We start from the raw sequence: 21,860 nt of genomic DNA on the forward strand, positions 1-21,860 counted from the left end.
ATGCGGATATCGCACGAATGTTCGAACGTGGTCTATGGTGGAGAGCGAGGGGGTGGTGGGTCACGGATCGGTTCAGGAGGTGCGGGTGTCAGGGTTCACGCATCTGCATACCGTTTCCGGGTTCTCCCTGCGGTACGGGGCCTCGCACCCGGAGCGGCTGGCGGAGCGCGCCGCCGAGCGGGGGATGGACGCTCTCGCGCTGACCGACCGCGACACCCTCGCGGGCACGATCCGGTTCGCCAAGGCCTGCGAACCGGCAGGCGTGCGGCCGCTCTTCGGGGTTGAACTCGCGGTCGCCGCCGCCGGACGTGCCGAGGGCGACGGGCGTACGCACCGGCTGCGGACCCCGGTCCGCGGTGGTGCCTTTGTCGATGAATCCGCTCCCCGCGTCACCTTCCTCGCCCGCGACGGAGCGCGGGGCTGGGCCGAGCTGTGCCGCCTCGTCACCGCCGCCCATGCCGCCGTCCCCGACGGTGGCCGGCCCCTGCTCGACCGGTCCTCGCTGCCCGCCGAAGGGCTCACCGTGCTGCTCGGCCCCGCCTCCGAGGTGGGCAGGGCGCTGGCCGCGGGCCGTCCCGACCGGGCCGCCGTCCTGCTCGCCCCCTGGCGGGAGGCGTACGGCGACGACCTGCGGCTCGAAGCCGTCCACCACGGCCGGGACGGCACCGGACCCGGTTCGCTGCGGCTCGCCGCCCGTACCGTCGGCTTCGCCGCCGAACAGGGAATACGGGCCGTGCTGACCAACGCCGTCCGGTACGCCGACGCCGGGCAGGGCCCGGTCGCCGACGTGCTCGACTCGGCGCGCGGGCTCGTCCCCGTCGACCCGCGCCGCGCCCCGCTCGACAGCGGTGAGCGCTGGCTCAAGGACGCCCGCGCGATGGCCGGGGCCGCCGAGCGGATCACCGCCGCCGCCGGACTCGGCCCCGGTGCCGGGGCCCGGCTGCTCGCGGAGACCCGGCACACCGCCGACGCCTGCGTCGTCGACCCCGGGGGCGATATCGGCCTCGGCTCCGTCCACTTCCCCGAACCGCGTCTCGTCGGCGCCGGCCGCCGCACCGCCCAGCGGGTGCTGGCCTCCCGCGCCGCCGCGGGCATGGTGCTGCGCGGCTACGACCGCAAGCCCGGCTACTGGGACCGGATGCACCACGAACTGGACATCATCGCCCACCACGGCTTCGCCTCGTACTTCCTCACGGTCGCTCAAGTAGTCGACGATGTGAGGGAGATGAAGGTGCGGGTGGCCGCCCGCGGCTCCGGGGCGGGCTCCCTGGTCAACCACCTCCTCGGTATCGCCCACGCCGACCCGGTCGAGCACGGGCTGCTGATGGAGCGCTTCCTGTCCAAGCGCCGCTTCGTGCTGCCCGACATCGACATCGACGTCGAATCGGCCCGCCGCCTCGACGTCTACCGCGCGATCATCGGCCGCTTCGGCGCCGAACGGGTCGCCACCGTCGCCATGCCCGAGACCTACCGGGTGCGCCACGCCATCCGGGACGTCGGAGCCGCGCTCTCCATGAACCCGGCCGAGACCGACCGGCTCGCCAAGGCCTTCCCGCACATCCGGGCCCGCGACGCCCGCGCGGCCATGGAGGAACTGCCCGAACTGCGCGAGGTGGCGAGGACGAAGGAGAAGTACGGGCGGCTGTGGGAGCTGGTGGAGGCGCTGGACGGGCTGCCGCGCGGTATCGCCATGCACCCGTGCGGGGTCCTCCTCTCCGATGCCTCACTGCTGCGCCGCACCCCCGTCATGCCCACCAGCGGCGAAGGCTTCCCCATGGCGCAGTTCGACAAGGAGGACGTGGAGGACCTCGGGCTGCTCAAGCTCGACGTGCTGGGCGTACGGATGCAGTCGGCGATGGCGCACGCGGTCACGGAGGTGAAGCGGGCCTCGGGACGGGACGTGGACCTGGACGCCGTGCCGCCGGGTGACCCGGAGACGTACCGGCTGATCAGGACCGCCGAGACGCTGGGCTGTTTCCAGATCGAGTCGCCCGGCCAGCGCGATCTGATCGGCAGGCTCCAGCCGGCCGGCTTCCACGATCTGGTGGTCGACATATCGCTCTTCCGGCCCGGTCCGGTCGCCGCCGACATGGTGCGGCCGTTCATCGAGGCCCGGCACGGCCGTGCGCCCGTCCGCTATCCGCACCCCGACCTGGAGGGACCGCTGCGCGAGACCTACGGAGTGGTGGTCTTCCACGAGCAGATCATCGAGATGGTCGACATCATGACCGGCTGCGGCCGGGGCGAGGCCGACCGGGTCCGGCGCGGGCTCTCCGACCCCGAGTCGCAGGGCCGGATCAGGCTCTGGTTCGCACAGCACGCGGCGGCCCGGAAATACAGCGCCGAGGTGATCGCCCGAGCCTGGGAGATCATCGAGGCGTTCGGCAGCTACGGCTTCTGCAAGGCGCACGCGGTCGCCTTCGCGGTGCCGACGTACCAGTCGGCCTGGCTGAAGGCGCACCATCCGGCGGCCTTCTACGCCGGGCTGCTCACCCATGACCCCGGGATGTACCCGAAGCGGCTGCTGCTCGCCGACGCGCGGCGGCGCGGGGTGCCGGTGCTGCCGCTGGACGTGAACCGGTCGGCGACAGCCCATCGAATCGAACTGGTGTCTGGTGATGGAGTGGAGGGAGACGGGGTGGAGGGTGAGGTCTGGGGGCTGCGGCTGGCGCTCTCGGACGTCCACGGGATCAGCGCGGCCGAGGTCGCCCGGATCGAGGCCGGACAGCCCTACACCTCACTGCTGGACTTCTGGCAGCGGGCCCGTCCGGGCAAGCCGGCGGCCGAGCGGCTGGCCCAGGTCGGTGCGTTGGACGCGTTCGGCGCCAACCGCCGTGATCTGCTGCTGCATCTGTCCGAGCTCCACCGCGCCCAGCGGGGCGCGGGTTCCGGCGGCGCGGGCGCGCAGCTCCCGCTCGGCGGCGGGCACCGGACCGGCTCCATCGGCCTGCCCGACCTCAACGAGGCGGAACGGCTCAGTGCCGAGCTCGGCGTGCTGAGCATGGATGTCTCACGCCATCTGATGAGCGATCACCACGCCTTCCTGGAGGAGCTCGGAGCGCTCTCCGCCAAGCGGCTGCGCGAGGCGCGGCACGGGGAGACCGTGCTGGTCGCGGGCGCCAAGGCGGCCACCCAGACCCCGCCTATCCGTTCCGGGCACCGGGTCGTCTTCACCACCCTGGACGACGGTACGGGCCTGGTCGACCTGGCGTTCTTCGACGACAGCCACGCCTCCTGCGCGTACACCGTCTTCCACTCCTGGCTGCTGCTGGTGCGCGGGGTGGTCCAGCGGCGCGGGCCGCGGAGCCTGAGCGTGGTCGGCGCCGCCGCCTGGAATCTGGCCGAGCTGGCCGAGCTGCGGCGCACCGGCGGGCTCGACGCGGTCGCGGCCCGGCTGGCGCGGGAGCCCGCGCCGGAGGCGGCCGGCCCGCAGGAGGAGGCGCCCGCCGACGGCGACGGCCGCCGGATCCGGATGCCCACCGGTTACGAGATGAACCCCTGGGCGGACCTCCAGCCGCCCGGCGAGGGGACGCCCACCGGAAGGAAGCTGTGGCACCAGAGTCCGGGGAGCGCGGGATGAGCGAGCAATCCGAAGCCCTCCAGCCCGGAATGCTCCGGTCCGCACCCCTCCGGTCCGAAGCCCTCCAGCCGGAAGCCCCGCACCCCGCGACCCTCCAGCCAGGCATCCTCTGCCTGCGGTTCCGCCGGATCGGCGGCGGCCCCCCGGACGGCGCCGGCTACGCGGGGCTGCTGGCCCTGCTCGGTTCGTTCACCCCGGCCGTGGAGGCGATGCCGCCCGAAGGAGCGCTCGCCGATGTGCGGGGCGCGCTGCGCTACTTCGGGCGGGACCCGGCAGGCCTGGCCGCGGTGATCCGGGTCCGCGCGCTGGCCCTGCACGGAGTGGACTGCGCGATCGGGGCCGCCGAGAACCCGATGCTGGCGCGGATGGCGGCGCGGCGGGCCGGGCCCGGGGCGACCTTCGTGGTGCCCGTCGGCGGGGCCGCCGCCTTCCTCGCGGACCGGCCGGTCGGCGCACTGGACGGCGTCGGGGCGGCGACGGCCCGCACCCTGTGCGGATACGGGCTCGACTCCGTCGGCCGGATCGCGGCCGCCCCGCTCGGCACCCTCCAGCGGATCACCGGGGTGCGGACCGGGCGTGAGCTGTGGGAGCGGGCCCGCGGCGTCGACCGTACGGCGGTCGTCCCCAACGCCGCCGCCCGGTCGGTCGGAGCCGAACGGACCTTCCCGCGCGACGAGCTGGGCCGGGAGCGGCAGCGGCGCGCGCTCATGTCGCTCACCGAGGAACTGGGAGCAAAAATGCGCGGCGACGGGCAGGTGTGCCGCTCGCTCGCGGTCTCCGTGCGCTATGCCGACCGGACCGGGTACTCGACGCTGACCCGCAGCCGTACGCTCCGCGAGCCCACCGCCCACTCCGCGGAGCTCACCGCGCTCGCGTACCGGATCCATGACTCGTTCGCCCTGCAGCGGGCCCGGGTGCGGGGGATCGCCCTGCGCGCCGAGGGGCTCGGCGACGCGGGGCGGGCCGCGCATCAGCTGACCTTCGATCCGGTGGACGAACGGGCGCGGCGGATCGAGGCGGTGGCGGACCGGCTGCGGGCCAGATTCGGACCGCAGGCCGTGATGCCGGGGCGGCTCGCGGCCTGAACCACCGGCCGCGGACTGTTCCGGAGCCGCGGTTACCGCCGCGTCAGTTTTTACCGACGCGTAACTTCCCAGGAAACCTTACTCGTGCGTAAGTTGGCATGAGCACATAGAACGTCGTCAGAACTTGTGGTCCGGGCCGCAGGGTGCACAGACATCGCAACTCCCTTGAGCCGCAAGGAGAACCCACGATGCTGCCCTGGACCCGTGCGCCGCGCACCCCACGAGCGCGCAGAACCCTCGCCGCACTGCTCCTCGCAGTCGCCGCGGTCGCCACCCCCACGGCCACCGCCGCTGCCGCCACCCCCACCGCCGCCACGGCCACCTCGCGTGGCTGGAACGACTACTCCTGCAAACCCTCCGCAGCCCACCCCCGGCCCGTCGTCCTGGTCCACGGAACCTTCGGGAACTCGGTCGACAACTGGCTCGTCCTCGCCCCCTACCTGGTGAACCGGGGCTACTGCGTCTACTCGCTCGACTACGGGCAGCTCCCCGGTGTGCCGCTCTTCAACGGCCTGGGCCCGATCGACGAGTCGGCCGGGCAGCTCGCGGTCTTCGTCGACAAGGTGCTCGCCTCCACCGGGGCGCCCAAGGCGGACATCGTCGGCCACTCCCAGGGCGGCATGATGCCGAACTACTACCTGAAGTTCCTCGGCGGGGGAGACAGGGTGAACGCCATGATCGGGCTCGCGCCCGACAACCACGGCACCACCCTCCTCGGCCTGACGAAGCTGCTGCCGTACTTCCCCGGCGCCGCGGACCTGCTCAACGCCGGCACGCCCGGACTCGCCGACCAGGTGGCCGGATCCCCCTTCATCACCAAGCTCAACGCGGGCGGCGACACCGTGCCCGGCGTGCACTACACCGTCATCTCGACCAAGTACGACGAGGTCGTGACCCCGTACCGGACACAGTTCCTGGACGGACCCGACGTGCACAACGTCCTGCTCCAGGACCTGTGCCCGGTCGATCTGTCCGAGCACGTGGCGATCGGGACCATCGACCGGGTCGCCTACCACGAGGTCGCGAACGCCCTGGACCCGGCGCACGCCACCCCGACCACCTGCGCCTCGGTCATCGGCTAGGACCTTTCGCCAGGAACGGGCCGGGAGAGACCGGACGGCCCCGGGAGCGCCCGGGGCCGTCCGGTCCGGTCAGCGGCCGTGCCGTGCGGTGGAGACGGCCCGGCGGCAGATGGCACGATCGGTCCATGACGACGATCGACTGGGACTCCGCCGCCGATTCCTTCGACGAGGAGCCCGACCACGGTCTGCTCGACCCCGTGGTCCGGCACGCCTGGGCGCAAAGGCTGGAGAGCTGGCTGCCCCAGGAGCGTTCCGAGGTTCTCGACCTGGGGTGCGGCACCGGAAGCCTGGCGCTGCTCGTGTCCGGGCAGGGGCACCGGGTAACCGCCGTGGACCGCTCGCCGCGCATGGTGGAGCAGGCGCGCGCCAAGCTGGCCGGTACGGGCACCGAGGTGCTGGCCGGCGACGCCGCCGCACCGCCCGTCGGCAAGCAGCGCTTCGATGTGATCCTGGCCCGGCACGTGGTGTGGCTGCTGCCCGACCCGGCGGCGGTCCTGCGGCACTGGTTCGGCCTGCTGCGGCCCGGCGGCAGACTGGTGCTGATCGAGGGCGTGTGGAACGGGGTAGGGCTGTCCGCCGCGCGACTCACCTCGCTGCTCGCCCCGTTCACCGAGCGCATCCACCACGAGCGGCTCTCCGGCGACCGCGATCTCTGGGGCAAGGACGTCGACGACGAGCGCTACGCCCTGGTCGCCCGTGCCGAACCGCCCCGCCGGCACAGCGAGGTCGTGGACGTGCATCTGATCCTCCGTCGCGGCTCCGGCGTCCTGCTCGCCCGCCGGGCCGGTACCGGGTACGCGGACGGGCTGCTGCACGCCCCGTCCGGACACGTCGAGGACGGCGAGGACGTCCGCGAGGGCATGATCCGCGAGGCGGCCGAGGAGATCGGGATCGCCCTGGAACCGGAGGAGTTGCGGGTGGCCCTCGTCATGCAGCACCGGGGGCCAGGCGGCAATCCCCGGACCGGCTGGTTCTTCGAGGCGGAGTACGACCCGGCGCGGCCGCCGTACAACCGCGAACCGGACAAGTGCTCGGAGCTGGCGTGGTTCCCGCTGGACGCCCTGCCGGACGACATGGTCGCGTACTGCCGGGCCGGGCTGGACGGCTACCGGGCGGGGGAGCGCTTCCTGATCCACTGGCACGAGGACGGCGACACCGTCGCGTACGAACCGCAGGGCCCCCGCCGCGCGGTCCCGCTGCCGACCGGCGGGGTCCGCACCGGGCGGGTCCACCACATCGAGCTGTGGGTGCCCGATCTCGCGGCGGCCGAGGCGGGGTGGGGCTGGCTCCTCGGCGAGCTGGGCCATGTCCCGTACCAGCGGTGGACGCACGGGCGCAGCTGGCGGCGGGGCGACAGCTATGTGGTGATCGAGCAGTCGCCCGACCTGGTCCCCGGGGCGCACGAGCGGCGCCGTCCGGGCCTCAACCACCTGGCGTTCCACGTGGCGGACCGGGAGGCCCTCGACGCGCTGGTGGCCCGCGCCCCGGACCACGGCTGGCGGCTGCTCTTCACGGACCGTCATCCGCATGCGGGCGGCGACGGGCACGTGGCCGCGTACCTGGAGGACGCGGCGGGGTACGAGGTGGAGCTGGTGGCCGGCTGAGGGGCCATTCAGCCGGGCGGTGTGGTGCAGTGCGGTGCGGTGCGGTGTGGTGCGGTGTGGTGCGGTGCGGTGTGGTGCGGTGCTGGAGGGTCTGCCGGGTGTCCTCAGCTCAGCAGGCCGGTGAAACCCTCCGGCGTACGGGCGAGGGCTTCCAGCTCGTCCAGCGCCGCGACGGCGGCACGCGCCGCCGCCGGATCGCGCCCGGTCAGTCCGCTCTCCTCGAACTCGTCCTCGTCCAGGCGCAGTACGCCGGAGCGGTCCGCCGACGCCCACAGATCGAGATCCAGGTCCTCGACGACCAGCTCACCGTCCCGCAGCACGGCCGGGCGGGTCACATCGCAGTACCAGCCCTTGAGTTCGCCCGCGCCGCCGCGGACCTCCTTCACCGCGAACCAGGCGTCGCGCCAGTAGTGCTCGGTGAAGACGTCACCCGGCTCGAACCGTACGAAGCCGAAGTCACGGACCCGCGGGGAGGCCCAGGGAGCCCGTACCGTCACCCGGGTGCCGTCGTCGGCGAGCAGGGCGGCGGGGTAGCGGATCTTGGTCTTCCCGGCCTTGACCAGGACGACCGTCAGTTCCGCCGGTTCCGTTTCAGCCGACGCTGCGGACATGGCGCACCTCCGTGGCACAGATCTCGTAGCCGAACCAGCGGTTGATCGCCAGCATCGGACCGTTGGCGGCGTCGTTGCCGGTGTACGCGTCGGTGTATCCGGCGGCGCGCGCCCGGTGCAGCGAGTCGTTCTTGGCGAGCTTCGCCAGCCCGCGGCCGCGGTACGCCCGCCGGGTGCCGGTCATCCCCGACCAGTAGCGGCCCGAGCCGTCGCACTCCGCCACGCTGAACGCCGCGACCTCGCCGTCGACCACCGCCACCGAGGTCAGCCGGTGGTCGAGCGCGGGATCGCCCCAGGTCTCGGTGAGCCACTCCTCGTAGTCGGACAGCCGGGCCGGGGTGTCGCTGGGCTCGTCCGCCGTGGTCTCGGCGTCCGCCTCGAAGAGCGGTCGCGGGTCGCCGTCGAAATCGGCGAAGGTCCGCAGCTCGACACCGGCCGGGAGCTCCTGACGGGGCGGCAGCGTGCCGCCTGCCAGATCCAGATGCATGAAGTGCGCCGGCCGGCTCGGGGTGTAGCCGTGCCGCTCGGCGAACGCCCGGTCGCCGGGGGTGTCCAGCACCCAGGCATAGATCTCGGTCGCTCCGGCCAGGGCCAGATACTCCTCGGCCGTGCGCAGCAGCAGTGTGCCCGCGCCCCGGCCGGTCCGCTCCGGATGGACGTGCGGATTGCAGGACGCCTGACCGGGTCTGGGGCTCTCATGGGCCAGGCCGGCCTCGGCTGTTCCGATGATCTCGCCGTCCTCCTCCGCGACCAGCAGGCGGTACCGCTTGTCGGGATGGGCGTTCGCCAGGCCGAAGACGACCGCTTCCGGTGTCGTCACCATGAACGGGAGCGCCGCGCGCCGTACCCGTACCCAGTCCTCGGCGTCGGAGGCGCGGAAGTCGCGCACGATGACAGTCATGCGCCGGACCGTACCCGCAGGCGCCGCCCGGCCGCCCGTGATTTTCCGGCGACGGGTGGGCTCCGGGGCCGGACGCGGGCGGCTGGTGCCGGCGGACTCGGGCGGTGGGGGGAGAATCGGGCCCGTGACTCTGAAGATCTCCGTTGACCCGGATTCCGGCACCGCCCCTTACGAGCAGCTGCGCACGCAGATCTCCGAACTGGCCCGCTCCGGCGCGCTGCCGGTGGGCTACAGACTCCCGACCGTACGCGGCTTCGCCGAGGAGCTGGGCCTCGCCGCCAACACGGTCGCCAAGGCGTACCGGGCGCTGGAGGCGGACGGGGTGATCGAGACCCGTGGGCGCAACGGGACGTTCGTCGCCGCCGCGGGGGACGCGGCCGACCGCAACGCGGCGTCCGCGGCGCGGGAGTACGCGGAGCAGGCCCGGCGGCTGGGGGTGTCCCGTGCGCGGGCGCTCGCGCTGGCGCAGGACGCGGTGCGGGCGGTGTACACGGGGTGAGGTGAGGGCGGCCCGACGCCGGCGGACCCGTGCCCGCGCGCCCGACCGGCCCTCACCGGCTCTCAGAGGTATCAGAGGTACAGGCCCGCGTCCGCGCCCGAGTCCTGCTTGGGGACCGACGCGGGTCCCGTGCCGCGGCGCAGCGCGTACAGCTCCGCCAGGGTCGCGCCCTCGTGGGCCACGTCGCGTCCCAGGCCCTCGTCCGTGCCCAGCCAGGCCACCGACTCCTTGCGGGTCAGCGGGCCCACCTCGATCCGGGCCAGACAGCGGCCCGGCCTGACGACCGCCGGGTGCAGGCGCTCCAGGTCCTCGTTGGTGGTCACCCCGACGAGGACGTTGCGGCCCTGGCCCAGCAGCCCGTCCGTGAGGTTCAGCAGCCGGGACAGCGCCTGGCCGGCCGTGTGTTTGGCCTCGCCGCGGATCAGCTCGTCGCAGTCCTCCAGGAGCAGCAGCCGCCAACGGCCCTTCGCCGTACCGTCGTCCTCGCCGATCGCGATGTCCATCAGGTAGCCGACGTCGTTGAAGAGCCGTTCGGGGTCGAGTACGCAGTCGACCTGGCACCAGTCCCGCCAGGACCGCGCCAGGGTGCGCAGCGCGGAGGTCTTGCCGGTGCCCGGCGGGCCGTGCAGCAGGAGCAGCCGGCCCGCGATGTCGTCCGGGGTGACCTTCATCAGCCGGTCCATGGCATCGGCCACCGGTGCGGTGTAGTTGGCGCGGACCTCGTCCCAGGTGCCGGCCGTGATCTGCCGGGTGGTGCGGCACGGGCCGCGGCGCGGCGACACGTGCCAGAAGCCCATGGTCACGTTCTCGGGCTGCGGATCGGGCTCGTCCTGGGCGCCGTCCGTGGCCTCGTCGAGCACCTTCTGGGCCAGTTCGGGGCTGGTCGCGGTGACCGTGACGTCGGCGCCGCGGTTCCACCGCGAGACGAGCAGCGTCCAGCCCTCGCCCTCGGCGAGCGTGGCGCTGCGGTCGTCGTCACGGGCGGCGCGCAGCACCGTGGCGGCCGGCGGCAGCAGCGTCGCCCCGCTCTTGACCCGGTCGAGGGAGGTGCTGTGCGAGTACGACTGCTCGCCCGTCGCGAAGCGGCCGAGGAACAGCGCGTCGACGACGTCGGACGGGGAGTCGCTGTCGTCGACGGTGAGCCGGATCGGCAGCGCGGACTCGGGGTTGGCGGACATGGCGCCCATGATCCGGCACCGGGGCACCCGGCGCACCCAGGTTTCGCCACCTTCCCGCGCGCCGGCCGGCACCGGGCGGGGGGCTCGCGCGAACTTCCGCGCGCCGGCGTGACGCGCCCTCAGGGGACCGGCGCTCAAAGGCCATCCGATGACTTGGCATGCACACTTCCAGAATGGGCATCCCTGCTGCTACCACGTATGTGTGCAGAGATCCTGCCGGCCGGTCCAACGGAGGTCCCATGAAAATGTCCAGACTCGTGGCGTTCTCGTCCTCGCTCCTGCTCGGTGCCGTCATCGCCCTGACCGGGGCGGCCACCGCGAACGCCGCCCCGTCCGTCCAGGCCGTCGACTATGTCGCCCTCGGTGACTCGTACTCCTCGGGTGTCGGCTCCGGCAGCTACATCAGCTCCAGCGGGGACTGCAAGCGCAGCACCCTCGCCTACCCCTCGCTCTGGGCCGCCGCCCACTCGCCCGCCTCGTTCGCCTTCACCGCCTGCTCCGGGGCCCGTACCGGTGATGTGACCGCCAATCAGCTCGGACCGCTCAGCTCCTCGACCGACCTCGTCTCCCTCTCCATCGGCGGCAACGACGCCGGATTCTCCGATGTCATGACGACCTGTGTCCTCCAGTCGGAGGCCACCTGCCTCAACCGGATCGCCACCGCCCGCAGCTATGTGGACTCCACGCTGCCGGGCAAGCTCGACTCGGTGTACTCGGCGATCAGTGCCAAGGCTCCGTCCGCCCACGTCGTCGTCCTCGGCTACCCGCGCTTCTACAAGATCGGCGGCAGCTGCGTCGTCGGTCTGAGCGACAAGGTGCGCGCCGCCATCAACGGCGCGTCCGACTACCTGAACGCGGCCACCGCCAAGCGCGCGGCCGACCACGGCTTCACCTTCGGTGACGTCACGGGGAAGTTCACCGGGCACGAGATCTGCTCGGGAAGTGCCTGGCTGCACAGTCTCAACTGGCTCAACATCGGTGAGTCGTACCATCCCTTCGCCGCCGGGCAGTCCGATGGCTATCTGCCCGTCCTCAACTCGGCCGCCTGACACCCGCGCCGGCGCCCTTCCGCCGTCCGCTCCGGCTGTTTGCTCCGGCCGTCCGGTTCGGCCGTCCGCTCCGGCCGTCCGCAGGGAGGAGGCCCCGCAGGCAGGGGCTTCCTTCCTGCGGACGGGCGTCTGCCGGGTGTTTTCCGTGCATCGGCCCGGGGTGTCCGGTCGCTGATACTCTGTCCAACTCGCCCTGGAATCGGGCAGATTCGGAGGACCGTCGTCAACCTCCGTATGTGTGTGCTCAATCCTGTGCCCGGGATGCATGAGTGTCGGTGCGGGGGGATAGGGTTAACCTGCCCGGGTCGGGTGCCCTCGTACGGGTGGGGAGTGACATGGAACAGATAACGGTGCGCAGCAGGCCGCGAGTGCCTGCTATTACCTGCGGGAGCGGTGCGACGAGTTCGCGCCTCGACCGCCATCTCGCGGTGCTGGGTGGCCCCGTCGTCCCGCAGCGCGATTCCGCGGAGGCGACGCTGCTGATGCGCGAGCTGACCTCGCGCGACGCCGCGCACACACGCCGGAGCAAGAGCGCGCGGGTCTCGCTCTTCGCACCTCTGCGACGACTGCGACGCTCGCTCTTCGGCAGCCGCCGCTGATCCGACGGCCCCGGTCCAGGTACCGCGCTGCTGCCCGCTCTCCCGTCATCCCCGGGGCCGGCAGTGGCGCGTCGCCATGTCCGCGTGAGGCCCTCGGCGCGGCTGTGGGCGTACGCCCGCAGGCGGTGGAGTGGGTGTCAAGGTAATTCGGTGTCGAAGTACTTCTAGACTGACCGCATGTCCGAGAAGCGAGCCGCGCGTCTGAGCCCCGACGAGCGGAGGGCGCAATTGGTATCAATTGGCGTGGACATGCTCGCCGATTGCTCGCTGGACGAGCTCTCCACGGATGACGTGGCGCGCCGCGCCGGTATCTCCCGGGGGCTGCTCTTCCACTACTTCGATTCCAAGCGCGACTTCTACCGCTGCGTGGTGCGGCGGGAGTGCGACGGCTTCGCCGCGGCCACGGAACCGGATCCCTCGCTGGAGCCCGTCCCCTGGCTGCGGTCGTTCATCGCCGGATTCGCGGCGTACGTCACGGAGCACCGCAAGGTCTATCTCGCTCTGGTCCGCGGCGCCGCCGGCAGTCATCCCGCGGTGGAGGACATCGTCGAGTCCACCCGGGCCACCCTGGCCCGGCGGGTGGAGGAGGGGCAGCGGCGGCTCGGGATGCCCGATTCGCCGCTGCTGCTCGTCGCCGCACGGGCCTGGATGGCCTTCGCCGAGGAGGCCGTCACCAGCTGGCCGCTCGACGAACCGGATGCCCTCGCGGAGCTCGGCGCCTTTCTGGAGTCGAGCTTCATCTCCCTGCTGGGTGCGCTGGACCGGCCGGCCGCGCTGTCCGACTGTCCCTGAGGGTCCTCTCCGCCCGTCACTCGCCGCCGCGTGCGTACCGGCGTACCGACAGCGGTACGGCGACCGCCAGCAGCACCGCCGACCAGAGGAGCGTCCCGGCCACCGGATGGGCGACCGGCCAGGCGGCGTCCGCGGCCGGTGCGGCGTTGCCGAAGAGGTCCCGGGCGGCCGCGGCGGCCGCGCTGATCGGGTTCCACTCCGCGAGGGTGCGCGGCGGGCCCGGCAGATTGCCGGTCGGGATGTACGGGCTGGAGAGCAGCGGCAGGACGAACGTGGCGGAACCCAGCTGGCCGGCCGCCTCCTCGCTGCGGATCAGCAGCCCGAGCCGGCAGCCCACCCACGCGGTGGCGAACCGGAACAGCGTCAGCAGTCCGAACGCCCCCAGCGCGGCGGCCGGGCCGCCCTCGATCCGCCAGCCCACCGCGGAGCCCGACCAGGATCAGCGGGACCATGCCGACGGCCGTGGTCAGCAGGTCGGCCGCGGTCTGCCCGAACGGCACGGCGGACCGGCTGAGCTGCCTGGACGGGGTCGAGCACGGTTCGGCGCGAAGATGGAACTCATCGCCATGGTCAACGGCGTGGTCACCACCTACGCCGCCCACGAGATCGCCACGGCGGAGCGCGGCCGCTCGCTGCCCTGGACCGAGGAACAGGAACAGGCCGCCCGCACCGGCTATCTGATGAGTCAGCTGTCGACCGGGAAGTATCCGTGGCTGGCGGCGGGATTCGCCGAGGACGCCGGGCCGGTCGATCCGGAGAAGATCTTCGACCGGGCGATCGGCCGGGTGCTGGACTCGTTCGGACGCGAATAGCCCACCCGGTCACAGCAGCGCGAACTGCCCGTCCGGGCCCTCCTCCTGGTGATCGAGCACGGACGCGGGCCGCCGTGCCGCGGCCGCCACCGGCAGCACCCCCGCCGCCCGCAGCTCCTGCGCGCCGATCTGCGGGCCATGCGCCAGCTCGTCCTGCCGGGGCCGCAGCTCGGCGAGCAGGGCGAGCAGCGTGATCAGTTCCAGCAGCTCGGACGTCCACTCCTGCGGCCAGGCGCGGGGCCGTACGGCCTCCAGGCCGTCCGCCCCGGCCCCCGCCGCCCGCCGCTCGAACCACAGCTCCAGCACGCGGACGCCGCCGGCCCGGAACTCCCACGCCCCGGCGGGCACCGGCGAGACGCGGCCCGTGCCGAGGGACAGCGCCTCTTCCCCGGAGTCGTACGACAGGGCCGACGGGCTGGGAGGCACCGCGGCGCGCACATAGGGGCGCCGCCCGCCCGGCAGCCGTGGCCGCTCCCCGCCGCGGGCCCCGCGCAACTGGAGCCGCAGCAGCTCCCGCCCCAGCTCCACCCCCGCCGACCAGCGCGCCGTGTCCGCGGGCAGGGGCACCACACAGCCGGCCGGGGAGTGCCGGGCCGCCGCGAGGATCCACGCCAGCACGGACTCCGCGCAGACCGCGTCCCCGTGACGGCCGCGCAGCAGTGCGAGCAGTCCGGGCGCCAGATTGGGTTCGAGGCCGCCGGGGCGCCGGTAGAGCGGACGGATCCGGCCGGGGCGGCCCGCGGGGGAGTGCCCGTCGGGGAGCAGCGCCGTCACGGACAGGGCGGGGCCGGTGTCCTGGGGGACCCGGCCGTGCTCGACGGCGAAGAGCTGGTGCCCGTCGGCCACCCGCCACAGTTCGGGACGGGCGGCGTCTATCAGCCGGTGGTCGGGGAGCAGCCACTGCTCGTCGAACGGGCCGTGCAGGATCCGTACCGGCTCCGGGCACCGGCCCGGCTCGCGGGCGAACCGGCCGGTCCCGGTGGTCTGTCCGGGCAGGGCGGCCACCGGGGTGTGCGGGGTGCGGGAGCGGGTGGGGCCGAACAGCCGCTCGCGCTCGGCGTCCCCGGCCCGCGCCAGCCGGTCCCAGCGCGCCCTGAGCGAGGCCGCGTCCGGAGCCGTCACCCAGGGGCGTCCGGTCCGCAACGGCCGTACGGACCAGGGCATGAGGTCGTCGAGGAGCGGGCCGCTCGGGCCCTCGCCGGAGCCGGCCGCTGCCGGTGCTGCCACCGTGTCGTCCTCCCCGTCGCCACGTCCGCCGCCTTCCCCGGCATCGTAACGGCGCCGCCGGGGCCGGGGCAGGGGGCCGGGTGCGGTGGGCCGGGAGGGGGAGGCGGCCGTGGCGTCAGTGCGCCTCCACCGTGACCGAGAACGAGAAGCGGTCGCCCCGGTAACGGATCTGCGCCACATCGACCACCCGGCCGCCCTCCTCGTACGTCACGCCCGTGTAGTACAGGATCGGGCTGAGCAGCGGGACCCGGAGCAGACCGGCGGTGTCCGGGTCCGCGAGCCGGGCCTCGACCGTGTCGGTGATCCTCGCGATCCGGACACCGACCCGGTCGCGCAGCACCTTCGTCATCGGCCAGCGGTCGAGGTCGGCGGGGTCGAGCCCGGCCGCGACCTCCGGATGGATCCAGTTGCGGGCCCAGTTGGTGGGCTCGCCGCTCTCCTCGTCGCACCGCAGCCGCCGGTAGCCGACGACCTCCGTACAGCCGGGGAAGTACTCCGCGACATCTCCCGGCACGGCGAGCGGGCCGTGGTCGAGCACCGTGGTCAGTTCGCCCGACTGCTGGGCGACGATCGCGTCGATCGAGCCGAGCAGCCGGACCGGTGACACCCGGCGGGCGCGCGGTTCGATGAACGTGCCGCGCCGCCGGTGCCGGCTGATCAGCCCCTCCGTCTCCAGCTCCTTGAGCGCCTGGCGCATGGTGAGGACGCTGACGCCGTAGTGCGCGGCGAGCCGCTCCTCGGTCGGCAGCCGCAGCGTGGCGTCCGGGGTGCGGCCCAGTATCGAGGCCCGCAACGACTGCGAGACCTGGTACCACAGCGGCAGTTTGCGGTTCAGGACCAGCGAGTCGGGCGCGAAGGCGGCCCCCTGGGGCGCGGGGGGCTTCAGAGGGGGCTGCGGCACCTTGGGTCACCTGCATTCGTCGTCGCCGGCTCCAGCGAGGCCGGTCACGGCATGAAATCGGGGCTCAGAGCATGAGGTTGCGGTTCAGGGCATGAAGTTGCGGCTCAGACCCTGCCACACGTCGTCGTAGCCGTGCTGAAGGTGTCCGGCGGTCGCGGCCTGCCCGGTCGCCGTGACGGGCCAGCGGGTCTCGAACATGAAGGCCAGGCCGTCGTCGATCTTCTGCGGCTTCAGCTCCGCCGAGCTCGCCCGGTCGAAGGTCTCCCGGTCCGGGCCGTGCGCCGACATCATGTTGTGCAGCGAGCCGCCGCCGGGCACGAAGCCCCCCTTGCCGGCCGTCTTCGCGTCGTACGCGCCCTCGATCAGGCCCATGTACTCGCTCATCACGTTGCGGTGGAAGTACGGCGGCCGGAAGGTGTCCTCGCCGACCAGCCAGCGCGGGGCGAACACCACGAAGTCGACCCCGGCCAGGCCGGGGGTGTCCGACGGCGAGGTCAGCACCGTGAAGATCGACGGGTCCGGGTGGTCGTAGCTGATCGAGCCGATCACATTGAACCGGTGCAGGTCATAGACGTACGGGGTGTGGTTGCCGTGCCAGGCGACCACATCGAGCGGCGAGTGGTCGTACGTCGCCGACCAGAGGTTGCCGCAGAACTTGTTGACCACCTCGACCGGGCGCTCCACGTCCTCGTACGCGGACACCGGGGCGAGGAAGTCCCGCGCGTTGGCCAGGCCGTTGGCGCCGATCGGGCCCAGTTCGGGGAGGACGAAGGGCTGGCCGTAGTTCTCGCAGACGTAGCCGCGCGCGGTGGCGTCGAGCAGCTCGACCCGGAAGCGGACGCCGCGCGGGATCAGCGCGACATGCCCCGGTTCGGCGCGCAGCAGGCCCAGTTCGGTGCGGAGCAGGAGGCCGCCGTGCTCGGGGACGATCAGCAGCTCGCCGTCACTGTCGCTGAACACCCGGTCGGTCATCGAGGCGTTCGCGTGGTACAGGTGCACGGCCATGCCGCTGCGCCGGGCCGCGTCGCCGTTGCCTCCCAGCGTCCAGAGGCCGGACAGGAAGTCCGTACCGGGCGCGGGCGCCGGGAGCGGGTCCCAGCGCAGCCGGTTGGGATCGGGGACGGATTCGGTGAACGGGGCGGTGCGGACGGCCCCGTTGTCGATCCGGAGGAACGGCGGATGGGCCGCGGAGGGGCGGATCCGGTAGAGCCACGAGCGCCGGTTGTGGGCGCGCGGCTCGGTGAAGGCCGAGCCGCTCAGCTGCTCCGCGTAGAGCCCCAGGGGTGCGCGCTGCGGTGAGTTGCGACCGTGCGGCAGCGCCCCCGGTACCGCCTCCGAGCTGTGCTGATTGCCGAAACCGGCGGAATGCCGCAGCTCTTCCGCCGTCTTCCTCGCCTGCTCGATGCCGCTCATGTGCGCTCCCGGTGCCGAAGGAATCCTATGGGTAACCGTAGGAATCAAAAGAAGGAGAGTCAACGGCATTCGTGGTGCGCAGGGGGGTTCCAAAAGTTGAACAATGCTCTACTCTCCGGCACATGTCGTGGACACGAAGACTTCTGGTGATACTGGCGGCGCTGGCCGCCGCCCTCCTCGCGGTCCCGGCCGCCCAGGCGCACGAGGAACGGCCGGTCACCCTGCCCGACGGCACCGGCAGCGTCCCCGTGCACCGCGGTGGCGAGCCGGACCTCCTGGTCTGCAAGAGCGACCGGGCCGACTTCGAGCACCGGATATCGGGCTTCCCCGACGCCCTGCGGTCCAGGAACCTCAAGCTCTTCGACCGGTGCCAGAAGTCCGGCTACCGCCATCTCCAGCAGGCCGTCGACGCGGTCACCGGGCCAGGGAAGAACATCGCGATCCTGCCCGGCCTCTACGAGGAGGAGCCCTCGCTGCCGGCACCGGCCGGCGAGTGCGCCCGCCTGAAGGCCCCCAACTCCCAGCTCGGCTACCAGATCCTGAGCTACGCCCAGCAGGCGAAGTGCCCGCACAACCAGAACCTGGTGGCGATCCTCGGCAAGAAGGACCTCCAGATCGAGGGCACCGGCGCCGAGCGCACGGACGTCGTCATCGACGCCAAGTACCGGAAGCTCAACGCGATCCGGGCGGACGGCTCCGACGGCGTCTACTTCAAGAACTTCACCGCCCAGCGCACCACCTTCAACTCGCTGTACATCCTGGCCCAGGACGGCTTCGTCATCGACGACGTGCTGACCCGCTGGAACGACGAGTACGGCTTCCTGACCTTCGCCAGCGACCACGGCCTCTACAAGAACTGCGAGTCGTACGGCAACGGCGACTCCGGCATCTATCCGGGCAGCGCGTCGAACATCAACGACACCTACGGCTACAAGGTCCCGCGCTACTCGATCGAGATCACCGGCTGCCACAGCCACCACAACATGGTCGGCTACTCCGGCACCGCGGGTGACTCCGTCTACGTCCACGACAACGAGTTCGACCACAACATGGGCGGCGCCTCGATGGACAGCGCCTTCCCCGGCCACCCGGGGCTGCCGCAGAACCACGCCCGCTTCGAGCGCAACCTGATCCACGACAACAACGCCGACTACTACCCGTACGTCGCCGACGGCACCTGCGCCAAGCCGCCGGTCGAGCGCGGCTACGAGAACGGGGTGGTCTGCCCGCAGATCTCCATGCCGCCGGGCACCGGCATCATCACCGCGGGCGGCAACTGGAACATCTACGAGAACAACTGGGTCTACGGGCAGCAGCGCGCCGCCTTCTTCCTGAGCGCCGTCCCCGCCTTCATCCGCGGCGAGAGCGCGCTGGGCAAGCAGACCGACACCTCGCACCACAACCGGTACGCCAACAACCATCTCGGCACCGACAAGGCGGGCAACGCGCGGCCCAACCGCACCGATGTGTGGTGGGACGGCCAGGGCGACGGCAACTGCTGGCAGTCGGACTCGGGGCCCTCCACGCCCCGCTCGCTGCCCGCCTGCGGCGACGAACGCGGCGCGGTCACCGGGCGCACCGACCGGCTGGTGGGCGAACCCGTCAAGCTCGCCCAGCTGCTGGTCTGCGCCGACTACAACGTGCAGGCGCGCCGGCTGCCGGCCGGCTGCGACTGGTACGGGGCGCGCGGGATCGAGCGCATCGAGTTGCAGGCGGCCCTGGGCATCGCGGTGGTGCTCGTGCTGGTCGGCGGCGTGCTGTGGTGGCGCAGGCTGCGATCGAGCAGGCTCGCCACGGCGGCCTCGGCCCTCGGTCTCATCGGCCTCGGCCTGGACGTGGCCGGGTCGACCATGGGGCTCGCCTCCTCGTACCTGCCCGCCGTCGCGCTGCTGCTGACCGGGCTCTGGTGGACGGGCATCGGGCTGGTGCTGCGGCGGGAGCGGCCGGCGCTGGGCTGGACCACGGTGGTGCTGGGCGCGCTCACGCTCCTCGACGCGCTGGACAAGGGCGTGTTCATGATCCCGTGGATCCCGCTGAGCCCCGCCTGGGTGCGGGGGCTGCTCGGCGTGGTCTGGGTGGTGTGGGCCGTGGTGGCCGCCGCCCGGCACGGGGAACGGGAAGCCGGGAAGCCTGATCCGGACGGCGGTGCGGGCACGGACCAGGCGGACCCGGAGCGGGTTCCGGCCACCGGTACCCCCTCGGCCTCAGCTTCCGCTTCTGCCTCAGCCCCTGCCCCGGCTTCCGCCCCGGCCTCTGCTTCCACCCCGGACAGCACCTCGCCGCCGCAGAGCCCCTCTGACCCCGCCCCGGACGGAGACGCCTCGTGACACGCCTTCAGGACCAGGCACCGGCTGCCCCGCGGCCGCGGCCGCGGACCTGCCGCAGGGCCGCCCTCTCCGTGCTCACCGCAGCCGCCCTCGTGCTCGGTGCGGGCGCCTGCGGCGGGCGGGCCACCACGCACCACAAGCCGGGCACCAGCCACGAGCAGGCCACCGGCAGCGTCGGGCGGCTCCTGTCCTCGGACGACGGCTCCGGTCACCGGTTGCGCCAGGTCGACGCCAAGGGCGCGCCGGAGGTGACCCTCGCCGTGCGGCCGGACTCGGAGGACGGCTGGAACGTCCACCTCTCGGTACGGAACTTCCGGTTCACCCCGGACAGCGTGGGCGGCGGCGCGCTCCTCGGCCGGGGCCACGCCCGCCTCTTCCTCGACGGCCATCCGCTCGCCCGGGTCTACGGAGCCTGGTTCCACCTGCCGGAGTCACTGCTCCGCGGCGCCGGGGGCGGCACCGAACTCACCGCCCGTCTTTACGCCGACGACCACACCGCCTGGGCCGTCGGCTCCACCCCGGTCCAGGCCACCACCGCCCTCACCGCCACTTCTGCGACCGCACCCACCCCCACCGAGTCGGCGCCCGGCACCACGCTGGAGATCTCGATCCGCGACGGCAAGGTCAGCCCGGCGCCGGGGCGCGCCGAGATCAAGAAGGGAGAGACCGTGCGGCTCCGGGTCCGCAGCGACCACGACGACAACCTGCACGTGCACGGCTACGACAAGGAGGCGCGGCTGCCCGCCGGCAGAACCGTCACACTCACGTTCACCGCCGACCGCACCGGGCTCTTCGAGGTCGAGACGCATGAGTCCGATCTGCTCCTGACCCAACTCGTCGTACGGTGACGGCCGGTCCGGGCAGCGGTACCGGCACCGGCGGCGATACCGCCGCCGGTGCCGGTGCGGATGCCGTGAGCGTTCTCGCCCATGGCATCGGCGCCCAGCACGATCTGCCGCTCTCGCCCTTCTACGCGTTCGCGGGCGCCTTCGCCGCGCTGTTCGTCTCCTTTCTCGCGCTCGGCCTGCTCTGGTCCGCCTCCCGGTTCCGCGGCGCACTGGCGGGCCGCCCGCTGCCGGCCGCCGTCCAGCGCGCGGCCGACGCGCGTGCCACCCGCGTCGTGGCCCGCGCGCTCGGCCTGGCCGCCGCGCTGTTCGTCGTGCTGTACCTCCTCCTCGGCCCGGCCGACCCGGACCGCAATCCGGCTCCGGGCGCCATCTACGTACTCCTCTGGGTCGGGCTCGTCCCGGCCTCACTGCTGCTCGGCCCCGTCTGGCGGCTGCTCAACCCGCTGCGCACCCTCCACCTCCTGGCCTGCCGCGTGCTGGGGCGCGACCCCGACGCCGGCCACCCCCTCCCCGTACGCCTCGGGATGTGGCCCGCGGCGGCCGGGCTCCTCGCCTTCACCTGGCTCGAACTCGTCGCCCCCGACCCCGCGTCACCCACCGCGCTGCTGCTCTTCCTCGCCCTGTACTCCGCCGTCCATCTCGTGGGCGCCGCCCGCCACGGCGCCCACTGGTTCGACCACGCCGACGCCTTCGAGGTGTATTCGGGACTCCTCGCCAGGCTCTCCCCGCTCGGCCGCCGCCCCGCCGACCGCCGCCTCGTCCTGCGCTCCCCGTTCAACGGACTCGACGCCACACCACAGCTCCCCGGACTCGTCGCCACCGTCTGCGTCATGCTCGGCTCCACCGCCTACGACGGCTTCTCCGACGCACCCTCCTGGATCACCACCGTCCAGACCTCCCCCCTGGGCCGCACCACCGCGGCCACGCTCGGACTTCTGGGCGCCGTCGCCCTCGTCGCCACCCTCTACGCGCTCTGCGCCGGTGCCACCCGGCTGCTCTCCGGCCAACTGCCCCACCCCCTCACCGCCTTCGCGCACTCGCTCGTCCCGATCGCCCTCGGCTATCTCGTCGCCCACTACTTCACACTCTTCGTCACCGAGGGGCCACGTACAGTCATGGTGGCACTCGGCACTGACAACCCGGCTCCGCCCGAGCCGCTCCTGGGGCCGGGCGGCGTCGCCACCCTCCAGGTCCTCGCGATCGTCCTCGGCCACGTCCTCGGCGTCGTCGCCGCCCACGACCGTTCCGTACGGCTCTTCCCGCCCCGACGCGCGATAGCCGGACAACTCCCGCTGCTGGTCCTGATGATCGCGTACACCATCGGCGGGCTGAGCCTGCTCATCGCCTGAGGC

General features: G+C 72.7%; 18 protein-coding genes and 1 pseudogene. 12 read left to right on the forward strand and 7 right to left on the reverse strand.

From position 1 onward, the window contains the following. Positions 1-34: 34 nt before the first annotated feature. The 4 genes from ACZ6S6_RS19220 (at position 35) to ACZ6S6_RS19235 (ending at position 7,351) form a co-directional block, all read left to right on the forward strand. On the forward strand, positions 35-3,580 hold the full coding sequence (locus ACZ6S6_RS19220; RefSeq protein ID WP_469706330.1) for a DNA polymerase III subunit alpha: 3,546 nt from the start codon (positions 35-37) through the stop codon (positions 3,578-3,580). Continuing rightward, positions 3,577-4,665: a DNA polymerase Y family protein gene (locus ACZ6S6_RS19225; RefSeq protein ID WP_469706331.1), complete on the forward strand. Its 1,089-nt coding sequence runs from the start codon at positions 3,577-3,579 to the stop codon at positions 4,663-4,665. The genes ACZ6S6_RS19220 and ACZ6S6_RS19225 overlap by 4 nt, the downstream gene beginning before the upstream one ends. Before the next feature lie 188 nt (positions 4,666-4,853). Next, positions 4,854-5,747 (forward strand): esterase/lipase family protein, encoded by an 894-nt coding sequence (locus ACZ6S6_RS19230; protein ID WP_362956492.1) that lies wholly within the window; start codon positions 4,854-4,856, stop codon positions 5,745-5,747. A gap of 125 nt (positions 5,748-5,872) precedes the next feature. Beyond that, a complete protein-coding gene (locus ACZ6S6_RS19235) occupies positions 5,873-7,351 on the forward strand; it encodes a methyltransferase domain-containing protein (protein ID WP_469706332.1) in 1,479 nt (492 codons plus the stop codon). A gap of 104 nt (positions 7,352-7,455) precedes the next feature. Here the strand turns inward: ACZ6S6_RS19235 and ACZ6S6_RS19240 are convergent, their stop codons facing one another. Next, entirely contained in the window at positions 7,456-7,962 is a 507-nt protein-coding gene (locus tag ACZ6S6_RS19240) for a ribonuclease FAU-1 family protein (RefSeq protein WP_469706333.1), read from the reverse strand. Next, positions 7,943-8,863, reverse strand: a complete 921-nt coding sequence (locus ACZ6S6_RS19245; RefSeq protein WP_469706334.1) for a GNAT family N-acetyltransferase — start codon at positions 8,861-8,863, stop codon at positions 7,943-7,945. Before ACZ6S6_RS19245 ends, ACZ6S6_RS19240 begins: the two co-directional genes overlap by 20 nt. A gap of 124 nt (positions 8,864-8,987) precedes the next feature. On the opposite strand from ACZ6S6_RS19245, the gene ACZ6S6_RS19250 reads away from it, so the two are divergent. Next, the gene (locus tag ACZ6S6_RS19250) at positions 8,988-9,362 is read left to right on the forward strand and encodes a GntR family transcriptional regulator (protein WP_362956480.1); all 375 of its coding nucleotides are present in this window, start codon (positions 8,988-8,990) and stop codon (positions 9,360-9,362) included. A 71-nt stretch (positions 9,363-9,433) separates the two neighbouring features. On the opposite strand, the gene ACZ6S6_RS19255 is transcribed toward ACZ6S6_RS19250, so the two are convergent. Continuing rightward, positions 9,434-10,540 (reverse strand): DUF5925 domain-containing protein, encoded by a 1,107-nt coding sequence (locus tag ACZ6S6_RS19255; RefSeq protein WP_469706335.1) that lies wholly within the window; start codon positions 10,538-10,540, stop codon positions 9,434-9,436. 239 nt (positions 10,541-10,779) lie between these two features. Here ACZ6S6_RS19255 and ACZ6S6_RS19260 point away from each other — a divergent pair, with 239 nt between their 5' ends. The 3 genes from ACZ6S6_RS19260 (at position 10,780) to ACZ6S6_RS19270 (ending at position 12,980) form a co-directional block, all read left to right on the forward strand. Then, a complete protein-coding gene (locus ACZ6S6_RS19260) occupies positions 10,780-11,589 on the forward strand; it encodes an SGNH/GDSL hydrolase family protein (RefSeq protein WP_469706336.1) in 810 nt (269 codons plus the stop codon). A gap of 335 nt (positions 11,590-11,924) precedes the next feature. Next, complete coding sequence (locus tag ACZ6S6_RS19265; protein ID WP_123528064.1) at positions 11,925-12,188, forward strand: hypothetical protein; 264 nt, start codon at positions 11,925-11,927, stop codon at positions 12,186-12,188. Positions 12,189-12,365: 177 nt separating this feature from the next. After that, on the forward strand, positions 12,366-12,980 hold the full coding sequence (locus ACZ6S6_RS19270) for a TetR/AcrR family transcriptional regulator (protein WP_469706337.1): 615 nt from the start codon (positions 12,366-12,368) through the stop codon (positions 12,978-12,980). A 16-nt stretch (positions 12,981-12,996) separates the two neighbouring features. Here the strand turns inward: ACZ6S6_RS19270 and ACZ6S6_RS19275 are convergent. Next, positions 12,997-13,492: pseudogene (locus ACZ6S6_RS19275) on the reverse strand (ABC transporter permease); the annotation flags it as partial. A gap of 39 nt (positions 13,493-13,531) precedes the next feature. Here ACZ6S6_RS19275 and ACZ6S6_RS19280 point away from each other — a divergent pair. Continuing rightward, positions 13,532-13,792, forward strand: coding sequence for a hypothetical protein (locus tag ACZ6S6_RS19280; RefSeq protein ID WP_469706529.1), 261 nt, complete (start codon positions 13,532-13,534; stop codon positions 13,790-13,792). 9 nt (positions 13,793-13,801) lie between these two features. Here the strand turns inward: ACZ6S6_RS19280 and ACZ6S6_RS19285 are convergent, their stop codons facing one another. From ACZ6S6_RS19285 to hmgA, 3 genes are all read right to left on the reverse strand, one after another. Next, positions 13,802-15,019, reverse strand: a complete 1,218-nt coding sequence (locus ACZ6S6_RS19285; RefSeq protein ID WP_362956469.1) for a type ISP restriction/modification enzyme — start codon at positions 15,017-15,019, stop codon at positions 13,802-13,804. A 115-nt stretch (positions 15,020-15,134) separates the two neighbouring features. Beyond that, positions 15,135-15,920, reverse strand: a complete 786-nt coding sequence (locus ACZ6S6_RS19290) for a GntR family transcriptional regulator (protein ID WP_362956467.1) — start codon at positions 15,918-15,920, stop codon at positions 15,135-15,137. Positions 15,921-16,004: 84 nt separating this feature from the next. Next, on the reverse strand, positions 16,005-17,333 hold the full coding sequence (gene hmgA, locus ACZ6S6_RS19295; protein WP_469706338.1) for a homogentisate 1,2-dioxygenase: 1,329 nt from the start codon (positions 17,331-17,333) through the stop codon (positions 16,005-16,007). A 122-nt stretch (positions 17,334-17,455) separates the two neighbouring features. Here hmgA and ACZ6S6_RS19300 point away from each other — a divergent pair, with 122 nt between their 5' ends. The 3 genes from ACZ6S6_RS19300 (at position 17,456) to ACZ6S6_RS19310 (ending at position 21,857) form a co-directional block, all read left to right on the forward strand. Beyond that, the gene (locus ACZ6S6_RS19300; RefSeq protein ID WP_469706339.1) at positions 17,456-19,660 is read left to right on the forward strand and encodes a right-handed parallel beta-helix repeat-containing protein; all 2,205 of its coding nucleotides are present in this window, start codon (positions 17,456-17,458) and stop codon (positions 19,658-19,660) included. After that, positions 19,657-20,508, forward strand: a complete 852-nt coding sequence (locus ACZ6S6_RS19305; RefSeq protein ID WP_469706340.1) for a hypothetical protein — start codon at positions 19,657-19,659, stop codon at positions 20,506-20,508. Before ACZ6S6_RS19300 ends, ACZ6S6_RS19305 begins: the two co-directional genes overlap by 4 nt. A gap of 65 nt (positions 20,509-20,573) precedes the next feature. Beyond that, positions 20,574-21,857 carry a hypothetical protein gene (locus ACZ6S6_RS19310; RefSeq protein WP_469706514.1) on the forward strand — a complete coding sequence of 428 codons (1,284 nt, stop codon included), beginning with the start codon at positions 20,574-20,576 and terminating at the stop codon, positions 21,855-21,857. Positions 21,858-21,860 lie beyond the last annotated feature (3 nt).

The organism is Streptomyces sp. NPDC048671 (genome assembly GCF_055587045.1).